Source organism: Romboutsia sp. BSD2780061687b_171204_C1 (assembly GCF_015560225.1).
Classification (GTDB): Bacteria; Bacillota; Clostridia; order Peptostreptococcales; family Peptostreptococcaceae; genus Romboutsia_C; species Romboutsia_C hominis.
In genome coordinates this window covers 1-12,720 of sequence record NZ_JADMRK010000006.1, presented here as the reverse complement: position 1 = coordinate 12,720, position 12,720 = coordinate 1, and the positions used below count along the sequence as shown (strand labels likewise).

The following is a 12,720-nucleotide window of genomic DNA, read 5'->3' as shown; positions in this document are numbered from 1 at the left end:
GCTTTATTTTTATTTCATTCTATTTAAAACTTTTTCAGTTTTTTTATACATTGGTAATGTTAGTAAAGACATTATCGTTGCTTTTAATATGTTAAATGGTGCTATTATCCATATAACAAAGCTTAATTTATTTACTATTGCTGGATTTATAGCCGCTCCCATTTCTATAACTGCCTCAATTGGCATTATGGTACTATAAAATGGTAACATTATAAAATAATTAGATAAGCATCCTACTATTGTCATTACTATAATTCCTAATAAAAGACCAATTATAAGACCTTTCGTTTCTCTTTTTTTACTGTATATATATGATACCGTCCATACAAATGACCCGCCTATTATAAAGTTTGCTAGCTCTCCTACTCCGCCTGTAGTAGACATTCCTGTTATAAATTGTAGCAAGTTCTTTAAGAAAGCTATCATAACACCAGCAGCAGGTCCTAAAGTTATTCCTCCTAAAAGTGCTGGTAAATCCGATACATCTATTTTTAAAAAATCTGGAAACAGTAATGGTATCGGGACTGATATGAACATAAGTATATATCCGATAGCCGATAATATCCCTACCTTTACTAATTTAGATGTAGAAAACATCCTATTACTTTTAAGTGTTTGTTGCATAATTTTTACCTCCTAATTTTTATTAGGAAAAATAAAAAGCTCGAAGATCTTACCTTCGAGCCTTTATGGATATAGCAAAAAACTATAAATATGTCCTTATATATAGATATTTCCATAAATATCTTCTCTCATCCAGACTTTACTGTCGGCTTTGGAATTTCACCAAATCATGCTACTATTGTAGCTCGCGGGCTATAACCGCCGGTAGGGAATTTCACCCTGCCCCGAAGATCTTCAGAAACTATTTAATTTTCCGTATACTTTAATAATATTAAATAGTTTATTCAAAGTCAACTGGTTATTAGATATAATTTTGGGGTATAGTTTTATTTCAATTACAATATTATTATACCCATAACTATCTTCTATAAACTATTTTTCCATCTATAATAGTCATTAGTACATTACTTTGTATTTCTAGAGGGCAACCGTCCCATACAACTATATCTGCATCTTTTCCAACTTCTAAAGATCCCACCCTATCATCTACTCCTAAAGTTTTGGCTGGATTTATAGTTATAGCTTCTAATGCTTTTTCTTTTTCCATACCATGTTTTACTGCTATTCCAGAGCATATTGGCAAGTACTGTACTGGTATTACAGGATGATCTGTTGTTAATGAAACTTGAAGTCCTTCTTTTGCAAGTATACCTGCTGTATCAAAAGTCAGATTTCTAAGCTCTATTTTAGATCTTTCTGATAATGATGGGCCAACTACAACAGGATATCCCTCTTCGGCTAATTCATCTGCTATAAGATGTCCTTCTGTACAATGATCTAAAGTTAACTTTATATCAAATTCTTTAGCTATTCTTATAGCTGTGAATATATCATCTGCTCTATGTGCATGAACTTTAAATGGTATTTCACCCTTTAATATAGGTATCATACATTCCATTTTCATATCATATTCTGGTTTATCATGATCTTCATGTTCTTCGTATAACTCTATTTCTTCTAAATATTCTTCAGCTTTTTTTAAATGTTCTCTTAAAAGTGCAGCTATAGCCATTCTAGTTTGAGGCATTTTTTCATCTCTACCATAACAACTCTTCGGATTTTCTCCAAATGCAATTTTTGACGCTACTGGATTTTTTAGAACCATTTTATCTATTCTTTTTCCATAAGTTTTTATAGCTATACATTCTCCACCCATCACATTAGCACTTCCAGGTGTCGTACATACTGATGTTATACCACCTTGGACTGCTTCTGTAAATGTATTATCCATTGGATTTATACCGTCTATTGGATTTAAGTGTGGTGTTATAGGGTCTGTTTCTTCATTTCCATCAGCACCCTCAAATCCCATTCCATCTTCCCATAATCCTAGATGCGTATGTGCATCTATAAATCCTGGAAATACAAATTTTCCTTCTACATCTATTATTTTTATATCCTCTTGAGAAGTTATATTACTTCCTATTTCTTTTATTTTTCCATTTTCTATAAGGATATCTCCTTCAATTATTCCATTTGTTATAGTGTTTATTACACCATTTTTTATAAGAAGCATATCTTCCCTCCTAATATAGTTTATATGTTCATAGATAAAGCTACTCTTTGTTTATCCATATCTACTCCTATAACTTTTACATCTATGATATCTCCTACTGTAACTATGTCCATAGGATCCTTTACAAAACTTTTACTCATTTGAGATTTGTGAACTAATCCGTCATTTTTTATACCTATATCAACAAATGCGCCAAAGTCTACTACGTTTCTAACTGTTCCTTTTAATACCATTCCTTCTTTAATATCTTCTATTTTTAAGACATCTGTTCTAAGTACAGGTTTCATGCCGTCTTCTCTAGGGTCCCTACCTGGCTTTTTAATTTCAGATATAATGTCTTTTAATGTTAATTCTCCAACTTCTAACTCTTCACTTAATTTTTTAAGCCCTATTTGTTCAACTTTAGCATCTATACCTTCTATATTTTTATTTCTTAAGTCATCCATTGAGTATCCTAATAATTTTAACATACTTTCACAAATCTTATAACTTTCTGGGTGAACTGAAGTATTATCTAAAGGATTCTTAGCATCTAATATTCTCATAAAACCTGCACATTGAGTGAAAGCTTGAGGACCTAGTCTTTTTACTTTTTTAAGTTGTGCTCTAGATGTGAAATCTCCATTTTCTTCTCTATATGCTACTATATTTTTAGCTATACTATGGCTTATACCAGCAATGTGCTCTAATAAAGAATATGATGCAGTATTTAAATCTACTCCAACACTATTAACTGAATCTTCAACAACTCCGCCTAGAACCTGCTCTAATCTTTTTTGATTAAGGTCATGTTGGTATTGACCTACACCTATACTCTTAGGGTCTATTTTTACAAGCTCTGCTAATGGGTCTTGTAATCTTCTAGCTATTGATATAGCACCTCTTATAGATACGTTTATGTCTGGATGTTCTTCATTTGCAAGTTCTGATGCAGAATATACAGATGCTCCTGCTTCGTTTACTATTATGTATTGAACTTCTTCATCCATCTCTTTAATCATATCTGATACTATTTTTTCTGATTCTCTTGATGCTGTTCCATTTCCTATAGATATTATATCTATGGAATATTTTCTTATTAATTCTTTTAACTCTTTTTTAGCTTCTTCTACTTTGTTTTGTGGCTGTGTAGGATAAACAGTTGTAAAATCTAATAATTTACCATTTTTATCTACAACAGCTATTTTACATCCTGTCCTAAATGCTGGGTCAAATCCCATGACTACCTTATCTTTAACAGGTGGTTGTAATAATAAACTTTTTATATTTTTACCAAATACACTTATTGCTCTCTCTTGTGCATTTTCTGTTAGTTGATTTCTTATTTCTCTTTCTATAGATGGGAATATTAATCTCTTATAAGCATCCTCTATAGATGATATTATTTCTTCTTTTGATTTATTCTTTTCTTTTACATATTCACTTACTATATGATTTATTACTTTATCATTGTTTATTTCTAATTTAACTTTTAAGAATCCTTCCTTTTCCCCTCTATTTACTGCTAGTACTCTGTGAGGAGCCATTGTCTTTACTGCTTCATTGTAGTCGTAGTACATATCATAAACTGATTTTTCATCTTTAGAATTTTTTGTACTAATCATACCTTCTCTTAATGCTAATTCTCTTATATATTTTCTTATCTTAGCATCTTCTGAAACTACCTCGGCAATTATATCTTTTGCACCTTTTATAGCATCATCTTCACTATTTACGTCTTTTTCCGTATTAATGTATTTTTTAGCTTCTATACTTATATCTTCTACTTCTCCATTTAGTATAGCTAAAGCAAAATTTTCTAATCCTTTTTCTTTTGCTATAGTCGCTCTTGTTCTTTTCTTTTGTTTAAATGGAGCATAAATATCTTCTACTTCCTGAAGTGTATTTGCTTTTGCTATGTTTTTCTGTAATTCTTCAGTAAGTTTTCCTTGCTCTTCTATGATTCTTATGACATCTTCTTTTCTACTTTCTAAATTTCTTAAATATACTAGCTTATCATGAAAAGCTCTTAATACAACATCGCTCATTTCGCCAGTCATTTCTTTTCTATATCTAGCTATGAAAGGAATTGTATTGCCTTCGTCTATAAGCTTGATAGTATTTTTTATTTGTTCATCTCTAAGGTTAAACTCTTTTTTTAAGATTTCATTTATTTTCATATTTGTCCTCTTCTTTCGTAGAAATTTATATGTAGCCTCAAAATAGGGCTCGAGAATAAAATTCTCAAGCCCTTATTTTACTATTTACTAGATTTATTCATTTTTAAATATTCATTTATAAATAAATCTATATTTCCATCCATTACACTATCTACATTACCTACTTCTGCATTAGTTCTATGATCTTTAACTAACTTGTATGGTTGGAATACATATGACCTGATTTGACTTCCCCAAGTTATTTGAGAATATTTACCTTGAATGTCTTCTATCTTTTCTTTTTGCTCTAACTCCTTAAGTTCTATAAGCTTTGCCATAAGCATTCTCATTGCGGTATCTTTATTTTTATGCTGAGATCTTTCGTTTTGACACTGAACTACTACCCCTGTAGGAATATGTGTTATTCTTACAGCTGAATCTGTAGTATTTACATGCTGTCCTCCTGCTCCAGAGGCTCTATATGTGTCTATTTTCAAATCAGCTTGGTTAATATCTATATTTATACTTTCATCTAACTCTGGTAGCACATCTATTGATGCAAATGAAGTATGTCTCTTTCCTGATGGATCGAAAGGAGATATTCTTACTATACGATGAACTCCCTTTTCACTCTTTAGGTATCCATATGCATTCATTCCTTCTATTAGAAGTGTTGCACTTTTTATACCTGCTGCTGGGTCTGATAGCATATCTAAGACTTTAACCTTATAATCCTTACCTTCTCCCCATCTAATATACATTCTTAGTAGCATTTGTGCCCAATCTTGAGCATCTAAACCACCAGTTCCTGCATTTATAGATAAAATTGCATTATTTTTATCATATTCTCCGCTAAGTAATGTTTTAATTTTAAGAGTATCTATTTCTTTTTCAAGGTTCGATATAGACTCTTCTATTTCTTTTTCTATAGATTCATCATTTTCTTCTAGTCCTAATTCTATTAAAACTTCGATTTCTTCTAATGAATCTTTTAAAGTGTTAAATTCTCCTACGGTTTCTTTTAAAACCTTATTTTCTTGAAGAACCTTCTGAGCAAGTTCATTGTTGTTCCAAAAATCTTGCTCGTTCATTTTTTTCTCGTTTTCTTCTATTTTAGCTAGTGCACCAGCAATGTCAAAGAGAAACCCTCATTTCATCTAGATTTGAAGACATTGACTCTATGCTATTTCTATAGTCTTGTAATTTTAACATTTCTGTCCTCCGAAATTATCTACCACAACATTTTTTGTATTTCTTTCCACTCCCACAAGGGCAATCATCATTTCTTCCTACTGTTTCTTCTTTTCTAACAGTTTTGTTTGATGATTCTTCATCAGTATTTGATGATAAGTGATTAACATCTATAACCTGTTTTCTTTCTACAGGCTCTTCTATAGTTATATTAAATAGGTATCTTACAGTATCTTCTTTGATATGCTTAGTCATTTCATCAAACATATCAAATCCTTCCATTTTGTATGCAACTACTGGATCTTGTTGACCTATTGCACGAAGACCTATACCTTGACGCAATTGATCCATTGCATCTATGTGATCTATCCAATGGTTATCTACTGATTGAAGTAATACTACTCTTTCAACTTCTCTCATTCTTTCAGATCCTATTCTTTCCTCTTTACCTTGATATATCTTCATTGCTATGTTATAAACCTCTTCTACTATTTGAGTAGTATTAAGTTTTTCCACATCTGGTATTTCTATACTTCCTTTTGGTAGGAATACATGATATAAGTAATCCCTAAATCCAACGAAATTAAATCCATTTTCTAAAGTATATGCAGCTACTGTGTCTTCTATTATAGATAAAATCATGCCTTGTATTTGTTCTTGTAAGTTTTCACCCTCTAATACACGTCTTCTCTCAGCGTAGATTATTTCTCTTTGCTTATTCATAACATCATCATATTGAAGTACATGTTTTCTTATACCAAAGTTTCTACCTTCAACTTTCTTTTGAGCACTTTCTATTGATTTAGTTAACATCTTATGCTCTATAGGCATATCTTCTTCAAGACCTATTTTTTCGACAACAGAAGTTATTCTCTCACTTCCGAATAATCTCATAAGGTCATCTTCTAAAGATATATAGAATCTTGAACTACCTGGGTCCCCTTGACGACCAGCACGTCCTCTTAACTGATTATCTATTCTTCTAGATTCATGTCTTTCTGTACCTATGATAGCTAAACCACCAGCTTTTAAAACTTCTTCTTGCTCTGCTTGAGTTTGCGCTTTATATTTTGCATATAATTTTACGTATTCTTCTCTAGCTGCAAATAAGTCTTCATTTCCTTCTTTTTCTATTCCCTCTAATGATGAATCTACTTTATTTATAATGTCTTCTTCGTATCCCATTTTCTTCATTTCTTTTTTAGTTAAGAAAGTAGGGTTACCTCCTAGAACTATATCCGTACCACGACCTGCCATGTTAGTTGCTATTGTTACTGCTCCTAATCTACCAGCTTGTGATATTATTTCTGCTTCTTTTTCATGGTATTTTGCATTTAATACTTCATGCTTTATTCCTCTTCTTTTTAATAGATGAGATAATAATTCTGAAGTTTCTATTGAAACTGTACCTACTAGTATAGGTTGCTTTGTTTTATGTCTTTCTATTATATCCTCAGCAACTGCATTAAATTTACCTTTCATATTTTTATATACAGAGTCTGGTAAATCTTCTCTTTGTATCCCTTTATTTGTAGGTATTTGAACAACATCCATTTTATATATTGCTTTAAATTCTTCTTCTTCAGTTTTAGCTGTACCTGTCATACCTGATAACTTGTTGTACATTCTGAAGTAATTTTGGAATGTTACAGTAGCTAATGTTTTTGATTCCCTTTGTATTCTTAAACCTTCTTTAGCTTCTATAGCTTGGTGTAATCCTTCAGAGTATCTTCTACCAAACATAAGTCTTCCTGTAAATTCATCAACTATAACTATTTCTCCATCTTTAGATACATAGTCAACATCACGCTTCATTATAACGTGCGCTTTTAATGCTTGGTTTATATGATGATATAACTCTATATGAGCTACATCAGTTATATTATCAACATTGAAGTAAATTTCTGATTTTTGTATACCTGATTCTGTTAAAGATACCGCTTTTTGTTTTTCTTCTATCTCATAGTCATCTGGCTTTAGTGTTAATACAAATGTATTTGCATCCGAATATAAGTGAGTAGATTTATCTCCAGGTCCTGATATGATAAGAGGAGTTCTTGCTTCATCGACAAGTATTGAATCGACCTCATCCACTATAGCATAGTTTAATTCTCTTTGAACCATTTGTTCTTTATGTATTACCATATTATCTTTTAAGTAATCAAACCCATACTCATTATTTGTTCCATAAGTTATGTCACATTGATATTGTTCTCTTCTAACTTCTGGAGTTTGACCGTGAACTATTACACCTACAGTCATTCCTAAAAACTCATATACTTTTCCCATTTGCTCTTTATCACGTTTTGCTAAGTAATCATTTACAGTTACTACATGTACCCCTTTTCCTGTAAGAGCGTTTAGGTATACTGGAGCTGTTGCAACCAATGTTTTACCTTCCCCTGTTTTCATCTCTGCTATTCTACCTTGATGTAGCACTATCCCACCTATAAGCTGTACTCTATAGTGTCTCATACCTAGTACTCTTTTAGATGCTTCTCTAACTACAGCAAATGCTTCTGGTAAAATACTATCTATACTTTCTCCACCATCTAGTCTTTCTCTGAATATATTAGTCATATTCTTAAGTTCTTTATCTGTCATAGGCTCGAACTTTGATTCTAAAGAGTCTATTTCATCAACTATCTTATTGAATTTTTTTAGTTCTCTTTTATCTGCCATATTGAATAAATTATCTAAAAAACCCATGTTTAGCATCTCTCCTCGCTCATTTATTGTACTATTATACATTTTACCATAAAAACAATAGATTTTATATTGTTATATTTACCATGTATTTACTTGATCTCGCTTAATATCTACAAACAAAATAAATGCCACTAACAAAGATTTTATATGTCTTTAATTAGTGGCATTATTTTTAATATATAAATACATTAATACAGATTACTCATGTTCTATCATCCCATATCCACCATTTCTACGTCTATAAACTATAGAAATATCATCAGTATCAACATTTCTGAACATATAGAAATCATGTCCTATAAGATCCATTTGTAAAACAGCTTCTTCTGCACTCATAGGCTTCATATCAAATTTCTTATGTCTTTCTATAACTATGTCTATATTTTCTTCATCCTCAGAATAATCACTATCCTCTAATAAATCATCTGTTTGATATCTTATACTCTCATTTACATGGTGTCTATCCTGCAATCTTTTTTTATATTTTCTTAATTGCGTATTTAATTTATCGTATACAACATCTATAGCAGCATATAAATTTTCTTCTATATCTTCTGCTCTTATTATTGGTCCACTTATAGGGATTATTGTTACTTCTATTTTGTGTCTAGCTTTTTTAGCACTAACAGTTACTTTAGCCTCTGTTGATGGATGAAGATAATAATCTAACTTACCTATTTTTTCTTCTATCGATGACTTTATTCCATCTGTTAGTTCTATTTGTTTTCCAGATATAATTATATTCATAAGAACATCTCCCTTCGGTTATAACGGTATAAAACTTATATTTTATACTTACATAATATATTCTATATCGACTTATACAATCCTTTATTTTTATTGTTTACTTTTATAATTTATTATATTCAAATAAAGTTATATTATTTTATTTATTAATATTTACTATTATCATGTGGATTAATGTTTTTATTACCTTTGTGGATAATGTGGATAAATTTGTTAATAACTCTTAAATACTGTATTTCTAGCTATTCATAATTCTTCAACTATCCACATATATCAATAATAGTTGTGATTAATTTGTGAATTATTGTCGTAATTTAAATTTTTGTAAAAAAAAAGCACCTCTGAAGGTACTTTTGAATATTTAGCTGACCTGGTTTTTGACCCCACACTCGCCTACTGGAGGGTTCGCTTGGGTTTGCCGCACTACTAGCTCTCTCGATTTTATATCGGTAGGTCTTACTTCTAAGCCGCACCATGATCATTAACCCAATTTTTAGTGTTAACTTACGTGGATCCCTTTGCCTGCGACTGGCTTGGACTTTCAACCACAGACCTAAATATTACTTATCTATTTTAATATTTTAGTAACTTAATGTCAATAGTAATTTTAGGTATCAATGGTTCTAGTTAAAAATGTTATCACTGTAACCCTATTTACATTATTTAACTTTAATATTTTTGATATTTCATTTACTGTTGACCCTGTTGTAAAAATATCATCCACTAATAAAATATTCTTATTTTTTAATTTGAATGATTCTTCCTTTAATTCAAATACATTCTTTAATTCTTTCTTCCTCTCTTCTTTATTCAATTTGTAAAGTCTTTTTGTATTTTCAGTTCTTACAATTATATCTAAAACATCTTTACCTAATATCTCACCTAAGTACTTAGCTATTTTCTCTGATTGATTAAAACCTCTTTTTCTTTGTCTTTTTTTATGAAGTGGAACAAACAAAATATAATCAAATTCTAAAGGCTCTAGGTCTATCCTTTCTTTCATTATAGTCGCTATATATCTACTCATATATGTCTTACTATTATACTTTAATCCAAAAACTACTTTTTTGCTAAATTCACTATATTCTATACATGATATAGCTCTATCAAAATAAAAAGATTTACATTTACAATATCTACAATTGTAAGTATCTATTTCTCCTAAAGAATCATTGATAGTTGGTTTTCCACATTTTAGGCATCCATCTAATATAAAATGTAATTCCTTAAAGCAAGATGTACATAATGAATATGTATTTGTAGTTTTTATAGGATTGTTGCAAATTATACAAGATATATTATCTGGATACAATAATTCTAAACTTGTATGAAATATTTCTCTTATTAGTTTTTGTTTATGTATTAAGAAATTATACATCTATTTAATTAACAAACCTTCTTCCTTAAATTTATTTAGCTTATAGGATAAATTTGAATGTCTATTATTAATTCTATTGTTCTTTATCATGTATTCTAAATACTTTACATCTCCTACTAGTACAACTAGTTTTTTTGCTCTAGTTACTGCTGTATATAATAAATTTCTACTTAAAAGCATTGGTGGAGCCCAGGTTATAGGTATTACAACTACTGGAAACTCACTTCCTTGACTTTTATGAATAGTAGTACAATAACTATGATCTAACTCATCTAGCTCATCATAGGTATATGATACAATTTTGACTTGATCAAATATAACGTATACTATCCTTTTATCTTTATCTATATGATATACATATCCAATATCACCATTGTATATACCTTCTCCACTATCAGTTTTATCCTCATTCTCCCATTTTCTAGTATAATTATTTTTTATTTGCATGACTTTATCGCCAACTCTAAAAATCCTTCGTTGGAAATTTTCTTCTACCTTATACTTTTCTGGTTTATTAAGATGCTTTTGAAGTTCTATATTTAGATTTGTAACTCCTAAATCTCCTTTTCTCATAGAAGATAAAACTTGTATATCTTTTAATTTATCTACATTATAAAATTTAGGTAATCTCTCACTTACTAAACCTATTATTTCATTTATTATCTCTTCATTGGTATTTTTTCTTATAAAAAAGAAGTCTTTTCCTTTGGAGTTTAAATGTAATGGCTGTCCATTATTTATTTTATGGGCATTAACTACTATCATACTTTCTTGAGCTTGCCTAAATATCTCAGTTAATCTAACTACTTTTATAACGCAAGAATCTATCATATCTTTAAGTACATTTCCTGCACCTACTGATGGTAATTGGTCACTATCACCAACTAATATAACCCTTGTTCCAGGTTTAATTGCCCTTAGTAAAGAGTACATTAGTAAAATATCAACCATAGAAACCTCATCTATTATTATTACCTCGGCTTTTATTGGCTCTTCTTCATTTTTCATAAATTGAAGTTCATCACTATCTGTTGCATATCCCATTTCTAGCAATCTATGTATAGTCTTAGCCTCTTTACTTGAAGTTTCACTCATCCTCTTTGCTGCTCTTCCTGTTGGGGCAGCTAATACAACTTCTTGATTATTATTTTCAAATATTTTTATTATGGTGTTTATAGTAGTGGTTTTTCCTGTTCCCGGACCACCAGTTATTATTACTACTCCACCTTCTATTGCTTCTTTTACAGCTAACATTTGATTGTTAGCAAGCTTTATACCTTCTTCTTTTTCTACTACTCTTATCTCTTCTTCTATATCTATATTTAAATCTTTAAATTCATGCTGAGATAATTTTATTATTTGTTTACATACTCCATTTTCCGATAAATAGTATGGTATTAAATATATTAGATGTTGATTATCTTTTTTCTCTATATGTATTTTTTGATCATATGCAAGTTCTAGTATACACTCTTTTACAAGCTCTCCTTTTACATCTAATAATTTAATAGCTTCTTGTATAAGGATATTTTCTGGTAGGTATGTATGACCATTCCCTAATGATTGGTTTAGAGTATAGAGTATCCCTTGAGAGACTCTATCTTTTGAATTTTTTTCAATTCCTATTTTACTAGCTATATTATCTGCTATTTTGAATCCAACACCTCTTATATCTTCCGCTAATTTATATGGATTCTTGTTTATAACTTCAATAGCTTTGTTTTTATACTTTTTATATATCTTCATACAGTAGTTAGGAGTTATTCCATATGGAGAAAGTTCTATTATTATATTTCTAAGCTCTCTATTTTCTTCATAGCTTTTTACTATCTGATCTATTTTCTTTTGACCTATACCATCCACTTCACTCAGCCTATGAGGATTATTTTGAATTATATCTAATGTACTTACTCCAAACTTATCCACTATTTTTTTTGCCATTTTTTCTCCGATTCCATGTATCATACCAGAAGATAAGTATACATATATCCCCTCCAGAGATGTTGGTGTTACTGGCATAAATTTATTTACTTCAAACTGAGTTCCATAAGTTTTATGATTTGTCCATTTTCCTTCAACTTCTATGCTTTCCCCCACCGATAAAGTAGGCATACAACCAACTATGACTACTTCATTATCTGAGTTAGCCAAGTGGGCTATAGTGTACCCATTATCCTCATTTTTAAATACTATATCACTTATCATTCCTTCTAATCTTTCCATATTCATCTCCTACAACCCATAATATTTCTATCGTTCACTTAAGTTGTATTTATTATACCTTTTATACCAAAAAAATTCACCCCTTTAAATGGGGTGAATTATCTATAGTTATTTTAAATTATTGTCCTAATGCTTCTTTTCTTAATAGCTCTGCTTTATCAGTTCTTTCCCATGGTAAATCTATATCTGTTCTA

Annotated in this window: 8 protein-coding genes and 1 riboswitch; all 8 genes read right to left on the bottom strand. The window is 30.2% G+C overall.

From position 1 onward, the window contains the following. Positions 1–9: 9 nt before the first annotated feature. Entirely contained in the window at positions 10–624 is a 615-nt protein-coding gene (locus I2H23_RS11335) for an ECF transporter S component (protein WP_195581651.1), read from the bottom strand. A gap of 116 nt (positions 625–740) precedes the next feature. Beyond that, positions 741–860: riboswitch (FMN riboswitch) on the bottom strand. A 122-nt stretch (positions 861–982) separates the two neighbouring features. Further along, positions 983–2,140 carry an amidohydrolase gene (locus tag I2H23_RS11330; RefSeq protein ID WP_092921925.1) on the bottom strand — a complete coding sequence of 386 codons (1,158 nt, stop codon included), beginning with the start codon at positions 2,138–2,140 and terminating at the stop codon, positions 983–985. Positions 2,141–2,160: 20 nt separating this feature from the next. Next, positions 2,161–4,299 (bottom strand): Tex family protein, encoded by a 2,139-nt coding sequence (locus tag I2H23_RS11325; protein WP_092921923.1) that lies wholly within the window; start codon positions 4,297–4,299, stop codon positions 2,161–2,163. 80 nt (positions 4,300–4,379) lie between these two features. Beyond that, positions 4,380–5,490, bottom strand: a protein-coding gene (gene prfB, locus I2H23_RS11320) for a peptide chain release factor 2 (protein ID WP_181949436.1) whose coding sequence is annotated in 2 segments (ribosomal slippage) — positions 4,380–5,414 and positions 5,416–5,490 — 1,110 coding nt in all. Because the reading frame shifts where the segments join, the coding sequence is not laid out codon by codon here. A 15-nt stretch (positions 5,491–5,505) separates the two neighbouring features. After that, on the bottom strand, positions 5,506–8,178 hold the full coding sequence (gene secA / locus I2H23_RS11315) for a preprotein translocase subunit SecA (RefSeq protein ID WP_092921919.1): 2,673 nt from the start codon (positions 8,176–8,178) through the stop codon (positions 5,506–5,508). Between the two features lie 198 nt (positions 8,179–8,376). Then, positions 8,377–8,925 carry a ribosome hibernation-promoting factor, HPF/YfiA family gene (gene hpf / locus I2H23_RS11310; RefSeq protein WP_092921917.1) on the bottom strand — a complete coding sequence of 183 codons (549 nt, stop codon included), beginning with the start codon at positions 8,923–8,925 and terminating at the stop codon, positions 8,377–8,379. Positions 8,926–9,532: 607 nt separating this feature from the next. Continuing rightward, the gene (locus I2H23_RS11305; RefSeq protein WP_092921915.1) at positions 9,533–10,303 is read right to left on the bottom strand and encodes a ComF family protein; all 771 of its coding nucleotides are present in this window, start codon (positions 10,301–10,303) and stop codon (positions 9,533–9,535) included. After that, positions 10,304–12,526 carry an SF1B family DNA helicase RecD2 gene (gene recD2 / locus I2H23_RS11300; RefSeq protein WP_092921913.1) on the bottom strand — a complete coding sequence of 741 codons (2,223 nt, stop codon included), beginning with the start codon at positions 12,524–12,526 and terminating at the stop codon, positions 10,304–10,306. It abuts the gene before it with no gap. Between the last annotated feature and the right edge of the window lie 194 nt (positions 12,527–12,720).